This window comes from Limosilactobacillus agrestimuris, assembly GCF_943193105.1.
GTDB classification, from domain to species: Bacteria; Bacillota; Bacilli; order Lactobacillales; family Lactobacillaceae; genus Limosilactobacillus; species Limosilactobacillus agrestimuris.
Genome location: NZ_CALPCW010000001.1, coordinates 259,102 through 279,209, shown reverse-complemented (window position 1 = coordinate 279,209; position 20,108 = coordinate 259,102). Strand labels below are relative to the sequence as shown.

Here is a 20,108-nt window from a genome sequence, read left to right as displayed (position 1 = left end):
TTAATTTTATATTTAAACTAGAATAACCTACCAACACCATAGTGGATGGCAACCGTGATTAACGCAATAATAATGTTCCGAATAACAGCAATTTTTACCAAACCATTTCCAAGTTTAGAACTAATGTACCCAGTTAGTGCACTTGTTAATACAACCGCTAAAATAACTGCATACCACTTATAGGCGGATGGTGCGAAAGTCATCGCGCAGAGAGGGAAAATTCCTCCAGCAGCTGCTGAAAATAGAGAGGAGAAAGCGGCATCCCATGGATTCAAGTAGTGACCTAATTCAATATCATACTTAACTCGTACAACGGTTTCCAAGGGCTTTTTATTAAGTAAATCCTTGGCAATTGCTAGCGAAGTTTCGGGAGTAACTCCTTTACTGACATAATAGTCCTTAACTGCCGCAACTTCACTTTCAAAATCTGTTTTTAATAAGTGCTGTTCATTTTTAACCGCTGATTGTTCAGTATCCTTTTGGGTTGAAACAGAAGCGTATTCACCAGATGCCATTGAAAAGGCACATGCTAGCAAGTCTGAAAGACCAGCAATAAAAATTGTAAAACGATCAGATGTTGCCGCTGCAACTGAAACTAAGACACCGACAACGGTTAAAATTCCATCATTAGAACCTAAAACACCAGCACGAAGCGTGTTGAGTTTTTCTTCCATTGTTTGCTTTTGATGTTTTTTCTTTGCCATTTCTCAACACCCCCTAATGTGCTAATAACTGCCCAATAATATAGGTAACACCCATCGTCAATAAACCAGCAATCGCATTTCGAATACTCCCCTTAAGGCGATCTGATTTACTCAAAATAGCTGCACAGTAACCGGTAATAAGTAAGGCAATTAAAACTGCAATAGCTGTCGCAAAGATCCGAATGTTTGCTGGAGAAAGTGTAACAGCAAGCATCGGTAAAATTGAACCAGTTGGAAAAGAAATAAATGAAGCAATCGCTGCAGCATAGGGACTAGTAAAGTCTCTTGGATTAAAGCCATACCGTTCCTGAACAACGGTCGATAAAGCATCTTTATCCATTAATTCCTTCGTTGCTTGCTTAGCCAACTCAGGATCAATATCTTGAGCTTCATATTTTTTTTGAACATAGTCGAATTCTTCTTGATACTGATCACTTAAACGCTGGCGTTCGCTAATTAACGCCATTTTTTGTGAATCCTTCTGGGTAGATACTGATACATACTCTCCCATACACATTGAAATCATGCCGGCAAGTGTTCCTGACAGTCCAGAAATCAAAATCGAATAAGAGTTATTGGTTGCCGCTGCAACACCAATAACGATTCCGGCAATTGAAATGATACCATCATTGGCCCCCATTACACTGGCCCGTAAAACATTAACTCTTTGAGCCAGTGACATTTTCTTTTTGGTCATTTCAAAAACTCCCTTTTTTAGATTAGAATCATTATAACATCCCTTAAAAGTAGATCAATAATTATGTTAGTAGTACTCATTCCAATTTAGAAAGATTATTAATTAGCTATCAAAGGATAAGAGGTCGGGAAAAACTTTCACTTTTTCACCGACCTCTTTATTCATAATGAATTAATTTCTTAAATAAGTGCTATTTACTAATTAGAAATAATTATTCATATCTTTGAACTGCAGTTGTCCGAATAACAAATACGGAAGTTCCTGCATGCTTAGTCATGTAAGATGCTTGGGAACCAACAGCCTTGCGGTTACCCCACTTACCAATTGAACCAACAACTAATAAGTCTGGTTGGAATGCTGGAATGACGTGGTTGCAAATCCGTTCAGCTGGACGATCACCTTGATCAACAATTCCTGTAATCTTTTTTGGATCAACACCGTAGTCTACAGCAGCCTTTACGTATTCGTTAACCCGCTTCCGTAATTCATCAGCAGAGCTGTGAACATAGTCTTTGTCAAGAATTTGATAAACGTTAACGTCATCAGTTTCCAAAACAGAAACAATCCCTAATTCAGAGCCATCACGTTTTGCCTTATCTACCGCATATGAAAAAGCGGCCCGGGCATCAGGTGCATCGTCGACACCGACAAGGATCTTCTTGAACTTCTTTGGCTTAATTTCAAACATTAAACTATTCCCCTCTCTGTGGTCCTGACGATCAATAGATTATCTCGATCGCAGTAAGTTTCACCTACTATGTTACTACTTATCAAATATTTGTAAATATTTATTTTGGTAGACCTAAAACAATATTCTATAGAATTAAATATTGATTATTTTTAAATTTTTATATTCGGCAGGGCTTTCTTGCCTGTCGATCCAACAAGTTCTATAATTTAATTGTTTTAGTCCTCGTGGCCACAAACGATACTGTATATTTAGGGGAGAGTAAAACGCAATGTCAATGATAGAATTCCATAATGTCCAAAAATACTATGGTAAGTTCCATGCATTAAAGGACATTAATTTAACAATTGATGCTGGTGAGACCGTTGTTCTAATCGGTCCCTCTGGCTCTGGGAAAAGTAGTCTGATTCGGACAATTAATGGTTTAGACCCAATTCGTGACGGAAAATTAATTGTTAACGGTTTTGATTTAGCTGATAAAAAGACTAACGTTAACTTAATTCGGAAAGATGTCGGAATGGTCTTCCAACATTTCAACCTCTACAATAATAAAAATGTTTTGGAAAATATCATGTTAGCACCACGAATCGTTCTCAAACGTCCAGAAAAAGAAAATCGTGAATTTGCAATGCAGCTCCTTGAAAAGGTCGGGCTTGCAGATAAAGCTGATAACATGCCAGCACAACTATCTGGTGGTCAAAAGCAACGGATTGCAATTGCCCGGAGCCTTGCAATGAAGCCTAAATGTCTCTTGTTCGATGAACCAACGAGTGCCCTTGATCCAGAAATGATCGATGATGTCCTTAACGTAATGAAAGATATTGCAGAAAACTCAAAAATGACCATGCTGGTTGTTACCCACGAAATGGGCTTTGCACACGATGTTGCGGATCGGGTTATTTTCATGGCTGATGGACGAATTATCGAGGATGACTCCACTGAGAAGTTCTTTGGTGAGCAGCCAACCACACAGCGTGCTCGTGACTTTATGAGTAAAATTAGCGGACACTAGAAGGAGGCCAAAATAATGAAAAAGATTTGGCACTTACTAACGGTTGTCGCAATTGCTCTCGTTAGTCTTACAACCCTTTCTGGTTGTAGTTCAGTTGCCAACCAGGATATTTTAAAAGCTGATCAAAAGAGCAAACAAATTACTTGGGGGGTTAAGGCTGATACCAGACTGTTCGGTTTGGAGGATATTCGGACTGGTAAACTTGAGGGATTTGAAATCGATCTTGCTAAGGCAATGACAAAAGAAATCCTTGGACCTCAAGGAAAGGCCGTTTTTGTTCCGGTTACTAGTGGTACGCGGGTTCCATTACTAAAGAACGGAAACATTGATGCAATCATGGCTACCATGACTATTACTCCAGAACGGGAAAAACAAGTTGATTTTACCAAGTCATACTTTGATGCTGGTCAATCTCTTTTAGTTAAAAAAGGTAGTCCCATCAAGGACATCCAGGATCTCAATAAACCAGGTGAAGTAATCCTGGGTGTATCTGGTTCTAACTCAGTTAAAAATGTTGCTAAATTTGCACCAAAAGCACGGGTACTCCAGCTTTCAGACTATGCCCAAGCAATGACAGCATTAAAGTCGAAACAAGGAGACGCCCTCACTACAGATAACGGTATCCTTTATGGGATGGCAAGTGAAAATCCCGGTTACGAAGTTGTTGGTGGTAACTTTACCAAAGAACCTTACGGAATTGCCGTTAACAAGAATCAGGCACCATTTAGGAATAAATTAAACTGGGCACTTAACCGGCTTGAGAAGAACGGGACTTACAACCACCTTCTTCTTAAGTGGTTTGGTAATGTTAAAGGATTTAACTATCAGGAGATGAAACGTTAATGTTAGATATTATTACAACTCAGTGGCATCCCCTACTCAACGGTCTTTGGAATACCATTCTCTGTAGTCTGATTGCACTCGTTGGTAGTTTAGTTATTGGGACTTTCTTTGCACTGTTAGAAATTTCTAAATATCGAATTGTTCGCTTAATCGGTAGCATCTATGTCGAAGTTTTTCGGAATATCCCCTTGCTGGTAATTGCAATGGGATTCTTCCTCATTGTTCCTATGTATATCGTTAAAATCAGTGGCTTTGCGGCCGGGACAATCGGTCTGACACTTTACACTTCAGCCTTTATTGCTGAGACTGTCCGTGCTGGGATTAATTCTGTCGAAGGCGGCCAACTTGAAGGGGCCCTTGCTAATGGTTTAACTCATGCCCAAGCGATGCGGTACATTATCTTACCCCAAGCTTTTAAGGTTGTTATTCCACCACTAGGTAACCAATTCATTAACCTGGTTAAGAATTCCTCTGTGCTTGCCTTCGTTGCCGGCTTTGACTTAATGTATGAAGGAAACTTAATCGCTAATGATACTTTAAAGACAATGCCAACTTACTTTATCGTTGGTGTTCTCTACCTGATCATTACTTTACCTCTCAGCTACTACATGCGTCACCTGGAAAAGAAGTTAGCTTAGGGAGGAATGAAAAATGCAAAATTTTATTGATGCTTATTCATGGATTAATATCCGCTTCCTTCTTCAAGGGCTTGGAGTTACGATTGAGATTTCAGTTGTCTCAATCATTTGCAGCTTCATCATTGGAACTTTATTAGGAATTATTCGCTATGCAAAAATTAAGTACGTCTCAGCAATCGTTGGCTTTATCATTGACTTAATTCGTAACTTACCATTGCTGCTAATAATTTTCTTTACCTACTTTGGACTTCCAAATATCGGTATTAAGCCAGAAATTATTCCAGCAGCTATCCTAGCACTGACCGTCTTTGAATCGTCAATGGTAGCTGAAATCGTTCGTTCTGGTATTAATTCGATTGACTATGGTCAAACTGAAGGGGCCCTTGCCAACGGGCTAACTAAGTGGCAGGCACTACGACTAATCGTCTTACCACAAGCAATTAAAAATATGTTACCGGCATTAGTTAGTCAATTTATTTCGTTGGTTAAGGATACTTCTTTAGCAACAATCATTGTTCTCCCAGAATTGATGTACCACGCTCAAATTATTTATGGGCAAAATACCAACTATATCATTCCAATGTTTGTTGCGTTAGCCGTATTATACTTTATTGTTTGTTACTCACTTTCTCTCCTTGCCCGCTACTTAGATAAACATTTAGCATAGGTAAAAAACTTAATATAACTAGAACGTAAAAAGAGGAAATGGCCTTCACCATTTCCTCTTTTTTATCTATTAACCTTAATACTGAATCGAGAATCCAAAACGTTGGTGTTTTCCAGTTAATCGTCTGACATGACGTTCCATTACTTCTCTCCGGGTTCCAAACATCATCCAAAGACTGAAACCACCAAAAACCACTAGGAAGAATAATAATGACCACCAGTCGCCCGGAAGTAAGTTACCAGTTAACTTTGTCGTTCCCGTTGCTAAAAAGCCAAACCAGTCAAGACTGAAATGCATTAACATTGTTAACCATAATTGACCAGTATATACATAGACAACCGATAAGAACAATCCTAGCAAGAAAGCCAGTGCAACTTGGTAAAGGGTCAAATCAATTCTTTGTCCCCTCAAGTTAATCAAGTGAGCAAACCCAAATAATAACGAACTGGTAATGATAGCTAATGGCAGTTGCTGCTTAACGTTACGCCATGCGTAAAAAAGAACACCAAGCAATGCAAACCTAAACAAACTTTCTTCCGCAAGACCCGATTCAAACGCCTGACATGTTAGCTTAAAAAGCCCAGTTTTGGTCAAATGGACAATTGCCATCATATTGCTTCCTAGTGGAATCACAAAAATGGCAAGCATTAATAACAGGATCCACCAATTGAAGTCACTACTCCAATTTGGCTTTAACCCTGGCCATGATAGGTGCCATGCACGCATTACGGTTACTGCAAACAGGAAATATGCAACGGCACCAACTGCACCAGTTGATAACAAAATAGTTAACTTAGGGTTAGCAATTAGGTCAAATGGCAAATAGGTAAAGGGAACAATTACAATCTGAAACATCCAAATTACAAAGATAAATCGCTCAATGCTCAGATTCATCTGTCCACCAATAACGCTAGCGAACGGCGCATACATTACAAAGTAGTACAAAATCATGAGCACTACCACACCACGCGATGGCATGTGGAGCATCGTAATTATTTCCCGGGTAATTACCCCCCAAGCAAAGGTAAGAATTACTGGCTGTGCTAACCCCTGAATCCAGCAATTAACCTTACTGATAATTGGTGGGACATCCTCCCATAATTCTTCAGCTAATCCTAAGCCAAGAATAATTACCATCCATAACAACTGCAGCCAAATATTGCGGCCAAGTTCAAAGTTACGAATCATCATCATCATTAAAATAATTAAAGTCGCACCAATTTGAACTCGATACCAGATCTTTAAATAATCTCTTCCAGTCATCGAGATTCCTCCAAATAAATAATTGCTTATACTGTTTGATCATACCAAATTATACCAATGAATTTAAACATTTTATCTTAGAAATTATTTAGTTAATTAAAGATATAAATAAGCCTCAAAGTCCGGAAAGTCGGACTCTGGGGCTTATTACTCATCGCTATTCATTTTTACCAGCAGCAACTGGTTCCTTTTTAGCGTTTTGCTTTTTGGAATTACCATGCTTTCGCTGTTGATTACGATGTTTTGGGTGGTTCTTCCGATTGTTATTTTCATGACCCGCTTTTTTCTTATTACTTGGTTGACGATAGTGATGGTTTTCATAGTGACGATCACCATTCAAAATCGTTACCATTGGAATAATTACGGGGCGACGACCTGTTCGAGCATAGAGAAGCTTTTGCAAACGACTAATGATCGTCCGGTTAAGAGCGCGGCGGTCTACATGCTTATGGTTCTTAAAGGTATTTAAAATTGCCCAGAAGACCTCGTGGTTAGCTGCCTTAATTAACTCTTGAGATTCATGCATGTAAACAAATCCTCGCGAAACAATATCTGGTCCCGCAACAATCTGGTAATCCTTCAAGTCAACAACTGCAACTGCTGTTACAACCCCTTCTTCAGAAAGAAGGCGACGTTCATGAATTTCTGGATTACCAACAGTATCACCAGCATCGCGGCCATCAATATAAACATCTGCAGCACTATCGATATGATCCGCAACCCGTGCAGAATCCTTAGTTAGTGCCAATACATCCCCGTTAGCCAGGATAAAACTGTTCTCTTGTGGGACACCAGTCATTTCAGCTAGCTTGGTATGGATCTTTTGCATCCGGTATTCACCGTGAACTGGTGCAAAGAACTTTGGCTTCATTAATCGCAACATGAATTCTTCATCGATTTGACCACCGTGACCAGAAGTGTGAATGTTGTTAACGTAACCGTGAATAACGTTTGCGCCATCTTCTTCTAGCTTGTTGATTAATGCGTTAACACTAGTCGTATTCCCAGGAATTGGGTTACTTGAGAAAACAACAGTATCACCAGGTTGAATGGTGATTTGACGGTGCGTTCCGTTAGCGATCCGGCTCAAAGCTGCCATTGGTTCACCCTGAGAACCAGTACACATAATCAATACCTTTTCCGGTGGATAGTTATTAATTTCATTTTGGTCAATTAATGAATCCTTAGGAATATTAAGGTAACCAAGTTCTTGTCCGGCCGCAATAGCATTTTCCATGCTTCGTCCAAACACGGCAATCTTCCGTCCTTGGGCAATCGCAGCATCGGATGCTTCCCGTAACCGGTAAACGTTTGAAGCAAATGAAGCAAAAATGATCCGGCCCTTAATCCGTTCAAAAATACGCCGAATGTGAATATCAACCCACCGTTCCGACTTAGTAAACTGTGGTCGTTCAGCGTTTGTACTGTCAGAAGTTAAGAGGAGGACTCCTTCATCACCAAGCTTAGCCATCTGTTGGAGGTTTGGCCCTGGCAAATGACCAACTGGTGTTAAGTCAAACTTAAAGTCTCCAGTTTGAATAATTGTCCCTTGTGGAGTATGGACCGCAACACCTAAAGTATCAGGAATTGAGTGGGTTGTCCGGAAGAAGCTGACCCAAAGCTTCTTAAAGTGGACTTCATCAAATTCATTAATTTCATGGAGTTCCGCATCACGCAAAAGGTGCTTTTCTTCCAGCTTTCCCTTGATTAGGGACATCGCAAATGGACCAGCATAGATTGGTGCATTTACCTTTTGTAAGAAGAAGGGCAACCCACCAATGTGATCTTCGTGTCCGTGGGTAATAAAGATTCCCTTAATTTTATCCTTATTCTCAATTAGGTAATCGTAATTTTGAATTACATAATCAACACCCAGGAGTTCGTCTTCGGGGAAAAGTACACCACAGTCAATAATGATGATTTCATCTTGGAATTGAACACAGTACATGTTCTTACCAATTTCGCCTAAGCCCCCCATGGCATAAAAGGCGACTTCATTGTTCTTAATATTTAATTTTGACATAATACCTTTCTTGTACCTTTCTATTTGAATTTTATTAAAAATCAATAACGGAAAATTGTAGACCAAAAGACCCACTTTTCGGGTTAGAAAAGGGTTTCTTGGTGATTCAGTTTTACTTTTTTATATCCGTACTAAAAACTAATCATATTTTACCATATATTATCTTTTTCTGCTATCATTCAAGATTCCAAAATAAAAGAGACCGGATTAATTTCCCGGTCTCTTAAATTTAAAGGTATTAATAATGTAATTTGAATATCCCTATTACAATTTTACAAAAGATTTGTTTCTTAGTCTTCTGTCGGCAAGCTTTCTTCTTCCTTTTGCCACAACTTTTCTAAGGGAACAATTGGTTCTCCTTCTTGATTGAACTTTACATCAGTCAATTCACTAAGGACCCCTTCATAAGCACTTTTGCAAAGGCGTTCGCTAATTTCAGCTAGTTCTTCTTCACCGTGATAAGCGTTCTCTTTCAATACGTGGTTGATTGTTCCCATAACTTCATTTGAAGCCTTTGCCCCCATAATTTCAAGACTCTTCAATTGGTATTGATGAATGTAAAAGGCAATAAACGTCTTCAAAGCTGCTTCCTTAGCGGCATGATTATCTAGTTCATCATAGCGTAATCCTACTTGTGCCATTTTGATCGCTTCCCTTTCTTAATTTGCCATAAAATACATTATCATTCATTAATACCATACCACAATCTAATCACTTCTGCCGAAGATGTAATTCAGTTTTTCCGTTCTCAACGGTCGCATAAACTTCAGTATGAGGAGCTTCGGCTATTTCACCTATTTCAATCTCTCCCTTACCTGGGGCTAGTTGCTTAACATTCAACTTTTGATTAAGAATAAATTCATGTAATAATTTAACGGACTCGCGGCGTTCCTGTTCCTTTTTAACGGCCACCGCAAGTGTATATCCCTGATCAAGGAAAAACTTTATCGTACAAACCCGAAAAAGCATGGTAACGGGAAACAAGTGGTTTTGATTTTTCTCCCCTTGTTCAGATTCTATGTACCCCTTCTTTTCCCAATAACGAATTTGGCTTGGTGATACTCCCGTCATTTCCGCTAGTTGTGACATCGTAACCCGTAAATCATTTTGTTCGATCATCTTATGAAACCGCTCTGCAAGTAAAATACTCATCATCCTCCTCCAAAGTTTAATCTATGTGGTATTATCTTAAAATCGGATATCTTTGTAAAATAATTTGATAAAGATATTAAATAGTTTTATATTAGGTAGCATTGACTAAAAAAGAAAAGAGGTTTTCAGTGTGGATCAACAGTCTATTCCTGTAGATATTAATAACAAACCATACAATAGAAGATTAATGGTCTTGATCCTATTAATTGGTGCATTTTGTACTATTCTAAATCAGACTATCCTTTCGACCGCCTTTCCGGCTTTAATGAATGCTTTTAACATTAGTACATCAACTGTTCAATGGTTAACTACCGGATTTTTGATGGTTAATGGGATCATGATCCCAATCAGTGCCTACTTAAGCAGCCGTTTTAATACTAAGGTCCTATTCGTTATTGCAATGTCAATCTTTGAAATTGGAACGATCATGTCATGGTTAGCACCATCATTTGCTATTCTCCTTAGTGGCCGTTTAATCCAAGCAATTGGTGTGGGGATTAACATGCCATTAATGCAAAATATTATGCTAACAATCTACCCACCTGAAAAGCGTGGGGCCGCCATGGGGGTTAACGGACTAGTTATTGGGTTGGCACCAGCGATTGGCCCAACCCTTTCTGGATGGGTTATTGATAACTTTAGCTGGCGGTGGTTATTCGGAATGATCGTTCCAATTGCTGCTGTAGTAATTATTGCAAGTTTATTCTTCGTCAAAAACGTTATTCCTAACCGGAAGCCTCATCTTGACTGGTTGTCAGTTATTATTTCAACGGCTGGTTTTGGAAGTATGCTTTATGGTTTCTCCAGTGTTGGTAATAATGGATGGACCGACCCGGTTGTTTTATCAACCATCATCATTGGTGCTATCCTTGTTGCATTCCTCATTTTCCGTCAGAACAAGCTAGAAGAACCATTTCTGGAATTTAAGGTGTTTAAGAGTAATGAATTTACCCTTGCAACTATCTTAAGTTCAATTGTAATGATGGCAATGGTTGGGGTCGAATTAGTAATCCCCTTGTACCTCCAAATTATCCACGGAATGTCAGCTTTCCATTCAGGGCTAACCCTCTTATTTGGTGCCCTCTTCATGGGGGTAATGAGTCCAATCACTGGGAACTTGTTTGACCGTCACGGTGCAAGACGGCTTGCGATTACTGGGATGTTCATCCTTTCGGTAGGGACCATTCCATTTGCCTTTATTACCCGTGACACCCCAACGATCTATATTATCTTCCTGTATGCAGTACGGATGTTTGGAATCTCTATGGTAATGATGCCAGTAACTACCGCAGGAATGAACTCCTTGCCATACCACCTCATCTCTCATGGGACAGCCGTTAACAACACTCTTCGTCAGGTTGCTACCTCTGTCGGTACGGCAATTATGATTTCCGTTCTAACCAATGTCACAAACAATAATAAGCCAACTCATTCGTTACTAAAGGCTGCCCCTCTTCAATATAAATCACAAATGTTTGATGCAACTTTAATGGGGTACCATGCAGCATTTTGGTTTGCGATTGTCTTTGCTTTGATTGGCCTCTGTTTGACTTTCTTTGTTACAAGCGGTAACGGTATCCATTTAAAGTTTGATTCAGATGACATTCGAGAAAAGGAGGATCCTAAATGATCATTATTTTAATGTTTGGTTCCGCGGTCGCACTATTTGCCAGCGTGATGTTTATCAACCAACGGGTAACTAGAATCACTGGAACCATTATTTTCGGCATTCTCTTCGTTGTTTCAACTATCCTGATGACATTAAATTACAGTCACCATTTTGGAATGGAAAAAGTTACAACAACCACTAACCAAACCGTCTACTCTGCAACGGGAAAATTACCAATTGCCCTTTATCAACCTGTAGGCACTAACGGTCAAGACAACGTTTTAATTTATAAAACTAGTCAAAATCAAAAAAAGCCTGTTCACACACAGGCAAATGAATACACGACCAGTAAAATGGAATTTACTAATCGAACCAAACCGCAATTAAAAACGACAGAAACAAGATGGCGGTTTAAAAATAATTTCTATAAGGGTCTCTTTATGTGGTCAGGAATGGATGGCACATTAGTTAAAAGAACCAATGTGATAAAGTATCCACGCGCTTTTGTTAAACTCACGCCTATGCAAGCTCAACAACTACAAAAGCGATTTGCTGCTGCAGGGCCACAACTTCAGACTCAAGCTAAGAGTTTTGTCACTGCTAAAGTTCAAGCTGCAATGGCAAAACAACCACATATGAGTGCACAACAAATTCAGCAAGTCTCGCAACAGGCGGAACAAGAATTTATGGCCCAAATGATTAAACAAAAATAAATCATAATTATATGAAAAGTCCCTAACGACTGAAATAACAATCGTTAGGGGCTTTTCTATAAAGTTAATTTTCTAGAAGACTACCTATTTCCCGGGAAAATGTTAATTGTTTTAACGTAAATGGATCCTTAAACGAAAGTTTGGTTGCCCATAATGCTTGGTGTTGACGTTCAGAAATATCACCACCATAAAGGTGATCACCAATTAGTGGGTGACCAATAGAAGCAAGGTGTACCCGTATTTGATGTGTCCGTCCCGTATGTAATTGAACCCGGAGCTTTGTCCAACCCGCTTGCTCCTCTTCTACCCAGTATTCAGTGATCGCTCGTTGGCCGTCCTCCGCAATCACTCGCTGGGGCTGTCCTTCACGCCGAGCAATTGGCTTATTAATCACGCTATGTTTTTCCTTGAATGTCCCGGAAACAAATGCGGTATATTCCTTTAACATCTGGTGTTGCTGAACTTGTTGGCTAATCATACTGGAAGCAACATTGTGCTTAGCAATTAATAGTAGGCCACCGGTATAACGATCAAGTCGAGTAATTAAATGTGGCCGTTGATCGTCCGAACCCTGATCAATTAAATACTTAACTGCTCGATTAAGAACCGTCCCGTTATCTACTGATGGACCGGGAATTGACGTTACTCCCGCTGGCTTATCAATCACTATCCAATTGGCATCCTCATACACAATCTTAAGAGGTTCATCACTTAACTTTACTGACAAATCGCGTATTTCTGGCTGGGCAATTACCGTTAACGGTTGGTTCGGCAGTATCTTTGTCGTTGGCCGAACTTTACGGTGATCCACCAAGAATTCACCTTGGCCATTTTTTAAATCATTAAAGAGGCGGTGTCCCATCCCTAATGATTGAAGATACTTTTTAATTTTGATTGGCTCAGTGCCTTGATACTGCCATGTATTTTTCATTCTTTCCTCCTAAAAAATCCGATTATGTAAAAAGGCTGGGAATAAACTTCCCAGCCTTTTTTATTAACTATGACGGTCCGTACGAGACTCGAACTCGTGATCTCATCCGTGACAGGGATGCGTCCTAAACCAACTAGACCAACGGACCATTTGACAACAAATAAAAGTATACGAAACTTCTCCCCCAGTGTCAACAACTTTTTAAATTTCCTTTTAACTTCTTCAAATAGAAGAAATCCTTTATAATGGTTATTAGTATCTATTTAAGGAGGAAACTATGGAATCCTTATATAAACGCTTGTCATCATGGTGGGAAAAATATTCACGACCGGTAAAGATCGTCTTTGTGATCTCAGTCGTTATTTTTGTTGTCCATGCACTAACAAGTTTTTTTAAAACCGTTGACTGGCACCGTGTCGGTATCGGATTAAGCAACTTAACCTGGTCTAATATCATTATTTTATTAATCTTTGGTTGTATTGCCGTTATCCCAATGCTGGGCTACGATTTTGCAATTGTTAAATTCCTTCCCGGAAAGTTTAAGACTTCCTACATCATTCGTTGTGGCTGGATTACCAATACCCTTACAAATATTGCCGGTTTTGGTGGAGTCCTCGGTGCAACAATGCGGGCATACTTCTACCGGAAGCATGCTAGTAAAAAAGATATTCTACTAGCCATCTCTAAAATTGCTGTCTTTCTTTTATCGGGGCTCTCAGTACTCTGTTGGGTTGCCCTCGCCTTGATGTTTATTTTCCATCAAGGAGGTCACTTTAACCAGTACGCAATTTGGCTAGTTGCTGGGGGACTCTATTTCCCCGTTGTCTTCTACTTCACACTAATTAATAATAACCGCCTATTTAAGGATGTTACGCCAAAAATTGAGGGTTTATTAGTCGGCAGCTCAACTTGTGAATGGCTATTTGTCGCCTTGTTCTTCTTACTCGTTGGCTGGTGTTTAGGTGTTCGTCACAACATTGTTTCTGTCTTACCACTATATGTTGTTGCTCAACTACTCGGTGTCATTTCTATGATTCCAGGAGCACTTGGTTCGTTCGATGTCATGATGATGTTTGAACTCTCTTTGATGGGGATTTCTAAGCCAACAATTATTATCTGGTTACTTCTTTTCCGGATCTTCTACTACATCGTACCGTTAATTCTTGCGGGAATCCTTTTTCTTCACGATGTTGCTCGTCAGGTAAATGACTTCTTTGATGGTTTACCATTAGTTATTATTCAAAACACTGCCCATTTTCTGATCACGGCATTTATGTATATCTCCGGAATCTTAATGCTGCTTGCAGCTGCGGTCCCAGATATCACAGAAGACAATAAAATTTTTGCCCGGCTTTACCCATTTACCTTCTTCTTTATCCACCAGCTTTCCACAGTTCTCTTTGCGATTGCCATGTTAGCATGTGCTCGCGGGTTAGCATCTAAGGTTCAAAAAGCTTATTGGCCAACTTTAGCACTTCTCCTAATTGGAATTGTCACTACTTGGTGGAACCTCCGGACGATGAGTTTAACCATCTACTTAGCAATAGTTTTAGTCCTTATTTTACTTTCAAAACGAGAACTCTACCGTGCTAAACTCCAATATTCAATTAGTAAGTTCACAATTGATCTCCTAATTTTTGCCGGTAGTTGTATTCTTTACGTTATTGTCGGTGTTCTCAATGCCCCTCAATATTCCAGAACCCATAAGATTCCTAACTTCTTCCTCTTCCCTGGAGAAAAGGTATGGCTTTCTGGATTAATTGGCCTTCTTTTGGGGCTAATCCTTCTTGTCCTAATCCTCCATTACTTCTGTTCTGGAGCTGATCCGTTTGCTAAGGAACAAAAATTCAATGCTGAACGCGTGCGGAAGGTAATTGAACAATTCGGTGGTAGTCGTACTAGCCACCTCGCCTTCTTAAAGGATAAGAACCTCTACTTTTACCAAAAAGATGGTCAGGATCAACTGTACTTTATGTACCGACGGAACTATGATCGATTGATTATTATGGGAGATCCGGTTGGTAATTCCGCTGAATTTCGTCCTGCCCTTCGCCAATTCTTGAAGGAAGCCGATCTTTATAATTATCAATTAGTCTTTTACGAAGTTTCTGGTCAATTTACCATGTTGCTCCATGAATTTGGTTTTGACTTCATTAAAACTGGGGAAACCGGTTTAGTACGACTAGCAGACTTCACCCTCGCAGGAAAACGGCAACGCTCACAACGAGCACTAATGCACAAATTCGATCGTGAAGGGTACCAATTTAATGTTGTTAAACCACCTTTTGATAAAGAATTCATGAAAAAGATTAAGGCTGTTTCTGATGATTGGTTAGGAAAACAAGTGGAGAAAGGATTTTCTTTAGGATTCTTCTTACCAGATTATATTCAACTAGCCCCAGTAGCAACCGTTACTGATAAGGATGGTAAAATCGTTGCCTTTGCTACCTTTATGCCAACTGGTGGAAAGAAATATCTCACTATCGACCTAATGCGCCATTCTCATGATGCACCATCAGGAATTATGGATAAGATTTTTATTAGCATGTTCCTGTATGGTCAAGAACATGGTTATGAATACTTTGACTTAGGGATGGCACCATTAGCAAATGTCGGTGAGTCACAATTTAGTTTCCTTGATGAAAAAGCTGCGCACTTTATTTACGAGTACGGTTACCATCTCTATGGTTTCCAAGGATTACGACGGTACAAGAATAAGTACGCTGATATTTGGGAATCTCGTTATACCGCATTCCGTAGAAGAAGCTCCATTATTAACTCAATGATGGCCCTTGTGGGGGTAATTAATCAAAGGGCTGACAAACCAGCAAAACCCGCTTTCTTCTCCTGGATAGCTCGATAGTTTGCCGCAGTTTGAACATTGAACTATAATGATCGTGTAATCGTTTACACGGTCATTATTTTTTAGTTAGGAAGGCGAATGTTATGGCTACTGTTTACTTATCAGCAAAATTGCCAAAAGTTGCTACCGATATTCTAAATAAGGCAGTAATTCATTATGAGGTTTACGACGGCAAAGAGTTAATTAGTAAAGAAGAATTACTTAAACACGTCAAAGACTGCAAAGTTTTAATTACTCCCTTATCTACCCAAGTCGACCAAGAAGTTATTGATGCTGCGCCAAAGCTTAAGTTAATTGCTAATTTTGGTGCTGGCTTCAATAATATTGACGTTAAATATGCCCGGAGCAAGGGAATCGATGTCACTAACACCCCATTTGTTTCCTCAACCGCAACTGCTGAGGTTGCTAGTGGATTAGTCGTTGCCCTCATGCGTCGAATTGTGGAAGGTGACCGCCTAATGCGCTCAGTTGGTTTTGATGGCTGGGCTCCACTCTTCTTCTTAGGTCATGAATTAGCGGGAAAGACTCTTGGGATTGTTGGTCTCGGAAGTATTGGTCGTGGTGTTGCTCAACGACTACACGCATTTAACGTGAAAATCATCTATACCCAACGTCACCAAGCTGATTCAGCTACAGAAGCTCAATATTCCGCTGAATACGTTACCCTTGACGAATTGTTAAAACGCTCTGATGTGGTTACCCTTCACTGCCCATTAACTCCTGAAACCCATCACATGATTGATGCTCCACAGTTTGCAATGATGAAAGATTCTGCATTCCTAATCAACTGTGCCCGGGGACCAGTAATCAATGAAGCGGCTTTACTCGAAGCACTTCAAAACAAGAAACTTGCCGGTGCTGCTCTTGATGTTTACGAAGCTGAACCAAATGTTGCCGATGGCTTTAAGAAACTAGATAATGTCATCTTGACACCACACATTGGTAACGCATCATTTGAAGCCCGGAATGCAATGGCTGAGATTGTTGCCACTAATGCCGTTAATGTTTTAAACGGTAAACAAGCAAAATACATTGTTAATAAGTAACTTTATTTAAAAATAACGAAAAAACGTGAACCCAACCGTAATTTTCTCCGATTAGGTTCACGTTTTTTATTGTAACGATATTCGGCTAACTATCTTTGGGAGTAAGTGTTCTAGACCACTGAGTCGAGATCTGCTCGCCCCGACCGCACTCTAGAGCCTAACTACGCCTGATTCCGATGCAAGCTATCGTTCATCAGGCTAGGTTAGTCATCCGCGTGCTAGTTCGTCGGGACTCGCACTCTTCTACTTTACATTCAATATTGCAATGAAGACGATAAAGATGAAGAAGAGAGCGTACATGATTGGATGGACTTCCTTGCCGCGTTTGGCAGCAATCATGGTTAATGGATACATGATTAAACCAAGTGCCATCCCGTCAGAAATACTGTAGGTTAAGGGCATCCCAATGACAATTAAGAATGATGGGATTGCTATTTCAAGCTTTTCCCAGTGTACTTTTTTCATTGACTGAGCCATTAAAACACCAACAATAATCAAAGCTGGTGCAGTTACTTGGTTAGTAACTACCGGGAGTAATGGGGAGAAGAACATCCCTAGAATAAAGCAAATTGCTGTTACCACAGAAGTTAATCCTGAACGACCACCAACTGCAATCCCCGCTGATGATTCAACATAAGCTCCGACCGGTGAAGTTCCTAGGATCGAACCAACTAACATTGCGCTAGAATCAGACATTAGTGCTTTTCCAACGCGGGGCATTTTATTATCCTTCATAAAACCTGCCTGTTGTGCTAACCCAACCAGTGTTCCGGCAGTATCAAAGAAAGTTACCAGTAAGAATGTCAAGACAACGACCCATAGCTGAACGGTATTAATGTGTAAAAAGTATTCAACACCTACACCAAATGTTGGCTTTAAGCTTGGTGCACCAGAAATAATATGGTGTGGCATTGGAATAAGGCCAGTAACTAACCCTGCAATTGCAGTGACTGCCATCCCAATAAAAATTGCTCCTGGGATCCGTTTAACTAGGAGGATCGAGGTAACAATCAAACCAATCACGGTCAGCCAAGTAGTTGGCGTAGTAAAGGAACCAAGACCGACAACAGTAGACTTATTAGCAACCACTAAGCCACCTTGATGAAGTCCTAAAAAGGCAATAAACAATCCAATCCCACTAGAAATAGCAAACTTTAAATCACTCGGGATTGCATCAATAATCATTTCACGCAGTTTAAAAATCGTGATAAGGATAAAAATCAACGAAGCAACAAAAACTGCTGCTAAGGCAGTCTGCCAATTAACTCCCATTCCAATAACAACTGAATAGGAGAAAAATGCATTAATCCCTAAAGCTGGAGCAGTTGCAATCGGGTACTTAGCATAAAGTCCCATCATTAATGTCCCAAATGCTGCCGAAAGCGCAGTCGCCGTAAAGATAGCTCCCTGGTTCATCCCCGCTGCCCCAAGAACATTGGGGTTAACAAAGAGGATATACGACATTGAAATAAAAGTAGTAAATCCAGCTAAGATTTCCGTGCGAATGTTCGTATTTAATTCATCTAGATGAAAATACTTGTTAATTGCGTTCAAGAAAAAATCCTCCAAACAGTAATTACGAATAAAACAACAAATAGTATCTTATAATATTCGTATTCATCTGTAAAGAGGATTTTGTATAAATATGAACCTAAATTTAAATGTTTTGCGCAAGGTAATCGTAAAGCATGTCTTTTTTAATCTGCTTGGTATCAGTGCCCAAAACTTCTGCAATCTTAAAGGCATACGCAAGTGCAGTGGCCGGCCCACGACTAGTTAAGATCTTAGCATCCTTATCAACTACAGTAATATCTTCATGGAAACGTGCGGTTGGAACTTCTTCTTGAATCTGTTCATTGATGCCAGGGAAACAAGTGTAATCATGGTTATCAAGCAAGCCATAATGAGCAAGAGCAATTGGTGCGGCACACATTGCTGCATCCCATTTACCTTCCTTATTTCGCTGAACCATTAACTGTTGCAACTTTTCGTTATCCCGAAGGTGTTGAGAACCACCCATTCCACCTGGGAAAGCAACCAAATCATAATCTAAAAGTTGATCACCCAGAACTTCGTCACAGGTTAATTTAATGTTATGGGCCCCCATGACTTCCTTGCTTTCTAAGCCAACCATCTTGGTTTCAATTCCAAGACGCCGTAAAACGTCGATTACCGTTAATCCTTCAACTTCTTCACAACCTGGTGCAAATACAACTGCAACTTTTGTCATTATTGATCTCTCCTTTACCATTTAATTATTAACTACCTTTTTAATCTCTGCCATCACTTGATCTGATTCTGGCATCTTGTATACCGGAAAGATATGGGGCAAATCACGACCAGCAACGAACTTTACGGGAATCTGTGCTTCACGAAGTTTTTGTACAAAGCGAGCGCTATCTGGATACATGATTTCACGGGTGCCGACACAAACAAAGACATCACGAAGTTGACTTATATCTCCATTAAGTGGGCTTAACCGGTAATCATCATGCTCTGTTTTACCAGCCCACAAATCAGCTACCCGGCGTAGCCCCTTAACGGATAAGGTCACATCATGTGGCTCGTACTTAGCGATCGTCGGGTTGGTCAAATCTAAATCTAACCAGGGAGATAATAATACTAAACGTCCTGGTTGTGGCAAATCATTTCCCGCGCAATACTCACAAAAGCCCGTAGCTAAACCACCGCCAGCAGAATCACCTAAAATCGTAATATCACTCACTGGAACTCGATCATAAATTTGTTGGTATAACTGTGTAAGTTCTTGATATGCCGTTTCAAACGTATGATCCGGAAGCTGGGAATAAAGAACAATGTAGACCCGAGCTCCTGTTTCTTGTGCCAGTCGGTTAGCAAAGGCCCATTGTTCTTTTACAGGTGGCTCAATATATGCTCCACCTGGCAAATAAATAATTGCCTTCTGCGGTTCAGCTTGTTCATTTAAGACATAGGTTCTTACCGGCGCTTTCGGCAATTTTCGTAAACTAACAGTAAACGGTACTGCGGGTATTACAAAATCCTCTTCACTTTCCTGACGTGCATCAGCTAGCATTTGCTGAAATTTTTTCTTATCGGCCATTCGCCGCTTAAAGCCACTTACTTGGATCTGTAGTTCAACAAACGTTGCTCGCTGTGACCGGTGATGCCCACAACATACTAAATCACGAACGCTTTGACCAAAATTATTAGCAAGCTCCGAAGCGACCTGAGGTTCAAATTTGGGTAATTTCTTCATGAGCTCCTAGGCTCCTTTTTT

19 protein-coding genes and 1 tRNA gene are annotated in these 20,108 nt (G+C 40.0%); 8 read left to right on the top strand and 12 right to left on the bottom strand.

The genetic code is table 11. From position 1 onward, the window contains the following. Nucleotides 1-17: 17 nt before the first annotated feature. The 3 genes from NFR46_RS01305 to NFR46_RS01295 all read right to left on the bottom strand — a co-directional run bounded on the left by NFR46_RS01305 (nucleotide 18) and on the right by NFR46_RS01295 (nucleotide 2,089). Nucleotides 18-704 carry a VIT1/CCC1 transporter family protein gene (locus NFR46_RS01305; protein ID WP_251574117.1) on the bottom strand — a complete coding sequence of 229 codons (687 nt, stop codon included), beginning with the start codon at nucleotides 702-704 and terminating at the stop codon, nucleotides 18-20. Nucleotides 705-717: 13 nt separating this feature from the next. Beyond that, nucleotides 718-1,401 (bottom strand): VIT1/CCC1 transporter family protein, encoded by a 684-nt coding sequence (locus NFR46_RS01300; RefSeq protein ID WP_251574116.1) that lies wholly within the window; start codon nucleotides 1,399-1,401, stop codon nucleotides 718-720. A gap of 211 nt (nucleotides 1,402-1,612) precedes the next feature. Continuing rightward, nucleotides 1,613-2,089: a universal stress protein gene (locus NFR46_RS01295; protein WP_251574115.1), complete on the bottom strand. Its 477-nt coding sequence runs from the start codon at nucleotides 2,087-2,089 to the stop codon at nucleotides 1,613-1,615. Between the two features lie 271 nt (nucleotides 2,090-2,360). On the opposite strand from NFR46_RS01295, the gene NFR46_RS01290 reads away from it, so the two are divergent. The 4 genes from NFR46_RS01290 to NFR46_RS01275 are packed head-to-tail and all read left to right on the top strand — an operon-like array spanning nucleotide 2,361 to nucleotide 5,249. Next, nucleotides 2,361-3,101 carry an amino acid ABC transporter ATP-binding protein gene (locus NFR46_RS01290; RefSeq protein WP_277612834.1) on the top strand — a complete coding sequence of 247 codons (741 nt, stop codon included), beginning with the start codon at nucleotides 2,361-2,363 and terminating at the stop codon, nucleotides 3,099-3,101. 15 nt (nucleotides 3,102-3,116) lie between these two features. After that, nucleotides 3,117-3,944, top strand: a complete 828-nt coding sequence (locus NFR46_RS01285) for a transporter substrate-binding domain-containing protein (protein ID WP_251574114.1) — start codon at nucleotides 3,117-3,119, stop codon at nucleotides 3,942-3,944. Continuing rightward, on the top strand, nucleotides 3,944-4,582 hold the full coding sequence (locus tag NFR46_RS01280; protein WP_182580848.1) for an amino acid ABC transporter permease: 639 nt from the start codon (nucleotides 3,944-3,946) through the stop codon (nucleotides 4,580-4,582). The genes NFR46_RS01285 and NFR46_RS01280 overlap by 1 nt, the downstream gene beginning before the upstream one ends. Nucleotides 4,583-4,595: 13 nt before the next feature. Continuing rightward, a complete protein-coding gene (locus NFR46_RS01275; protein ID WP_251574113.1) occupies nucleotides 4,596-5,249 on the top strand; it encodes an amino acid ABC transporter permease in 654 nt (217 codons plus the stop codon). A gap of 75 nt (nucleotides 5,250-5,324) precedes the next feature. On the opposite strand, the gene NFR46_RS01270 is transcribed toward NFR46_RS01275, so the two are convergent. The 4 genes from NFR46_RS01270 to NFR46_RS01255 all read right to left on the bottom strand — a co-directional run bounded on the left by NFR46_RS01270 (nucleotide 5,325) and on the right by NFR46_RS01255 (nucleotide 9,690). Then, nucleotides 5,325-6,512, bottom strand: a complete 1,188-nt coding sequence (locus NFR46_RS01270; RefSeq protein WP_251574112.1) for a CPBP family intramembrane glutamic endopeptidase — start codon at nucleotides 6,510-6,512, stop codon at nucleotides 5,325-5,327. Nucleotides 6,513-6,669: 157 nt separating this feature from the next. After that, the gene (rnjA, locus tag NFR46_RS01265) at nucleotides 6,670-8,535 is read right to left on the bottom strand and encodes a ribonuclease J1 (protein ID WP_251574111.1); all 1,866 of its coding nucleotides are present in this window, start codon (nucleotides 8,533-8,535) and stop codon (nucleotides 6,670-6,672) included. Between the two features lie 290 nt (nucleotides 8,536-8,825). After that, nucleotides 8,826-9,176 carry a DUF3368 domain-containing protein gene (locus NFR46_RS01260; RefSeq protein ID WP_251574110.1) on the bottom strand — a complete coding sequence of 117 codons (351 nt, stop codon included), beginning with the start codon at nucleotides 9,174-9,176 and terminating at the stop codon, nucleotides 8,826-8,828. A 70-nt stretch (nucleotides 9,177-9,246) separates the two neighbouring features. After that, on the bottom strand, nucleotides 9,247-9,690 hold the full coding sequence (locus NFR46_RS01255; protein ID WP_251574108.1) for a MerR family transcriptional regulator: 444 nt from the start codon (nucleotides 9,688-9,690) through the stop codon (nucleotides 9,247-9,249). Between the two features lie 184 nt (nucleotides 9,691-9,874). On the opposite strand from NFR46_RS01255, the gene NFR46_RS01250 reads away from it, so the two are divergent. Both NFR46_RS01250 and NFR46_RS01245 read left to right on the top strand, forming a co-directional pair. Beyond that, the gene (locus NFR46_RS01250) at nucleotides 9,875-11,317 is read left to right on the top strand and encodes an MDR family MFS transporter (protein WP_420908572.1); all 1,443 of its coding nucleotides are present in this window, start codon (nucleotides 9,875-9,877) and stop codon (nucleotides 11,315-11,317) included. Beyond that, nucleotides 11,314-12,009: a DUF4811 domain-containing protein gene (locus NFR46_RS01245; RefSeq protein ID WP_251574105.1), complete on the top strand. Its 696-nt coding sequence runs from the start codon at nucleotides 11,314-11,316 to the stop codon at nucleotides 12,007-12,009. Before NFR46_RS01250 ends, NFR46_RS01245 begins: the two co-directional genes overlap by 4 nt. A 64-nt stretch (nucleotides 12,010-12,073) precedes the next feature. Here the strand turns inward: NFR46_RS01245 and NFR46_RS01240 are convergent, their stop codons facing one another. Together NFR46_RS01240 and NFR46_RS01235 are read right to left on the bottom strand one after the other, a co-directional pair. Then, nucleotides 12,074-12,940 carry an RluA family pseudouridine synthase gene (locus NFR46_RS01240; RefSeq protein ID WP_251574103.1) on the bottom strand — a complete coding sequence of 289 codons (867 nt, stop codon included), beginning with the start codon at nucleotides 12,938-12,940 and terminating at the stop codon, nucleotides 12,074-12,076. 73 nt (nucleotides 12,941-13,013) lie between these two features. After that, nucleotides 13,014-13,088, bottom strand: a tRNA-Asp gene (locus NFR46_RS01235). A gap of 129 nt (nucleotides 13,089-13,217) precedes the next feature. Between NFR46_RS01235 and mprF the strand changes: the two genes are divergently transcribed. Both mprF and NFR46_RS01225 read left to right on the top strand, forming a co-directional pair. Further along, a complete protein-coding gene (mprF, locus tag NFR46_RS01230) occupies nucleotides 13,218-15,803 on the top strand; it encodes a bifunctional lysylphosphatidylglycerol flippase/synthetase MprF (protein ID WP_251574100.1) in 2,586 nt (861 codons plus the stop codon). A gap of 83 nt (nucleotides 15,804-15,886) precedes the next feature. After that, entirely contained in the window at nucleotides 15,887-16,849 is a 963-nt protein-coding gene (locus NFR46_RS01225; RefSeq protein WP_251574098.1) for a 2-hydroxyacid dehydrogenase family protein, read from the top strand. A gap of 243 nt (nucleotides 16,850-17,092) precedes the next feature. Here NFR46_RS01225 and NFR46_RS01220 read toward each other — a convergent pair whose 3' ends face one another. The 3 genes from NFR46_RS01220 to NFR46_RS01210 form a co-directional block, all read right to left on the bottom strand. Beyond that, nucleotides 17,093-18,403, bottom strand: a complete 1,311-nt coding sequence (locus NFR46_RS01220) for an NCS2 family permease (RefSeq protein WP_277612833.1) — start codon at nucleotides 18,401-18,403, stop codon at nucleotides 17,093-17,095. A 103-nt stretch (nucleotides 18,404-18,506) separates the two neighbouring features. Then, a complete protein-coding gene (locus tag NFR46_RS01215) occupies nucleotides 18,507-19,079 on the bottom strand; it encodes a DJ-1 family glyoxalase III (RefSeq protein WP_251574097.1) in 573 nt (190 codons plus the stop codon). Between the two features lie 21 nt (nucleotides 19,080-19,100). Beyond that, the gene (locus NFR46_RS01210) at nucleotides 19,101-20,087 is read right to left on the bottom strand and encodes an alpha/beta hydrolase (RefSeq protein WP_251574095.1); all 987 of its coding nucleotides are present in this window, start codon (nucleotides 20,085-20,087) and stop codon (nucleotides 19,101-19,103) included. Nucleotides 20,088-20,108 lie beyond the last annotated feature (21 nt).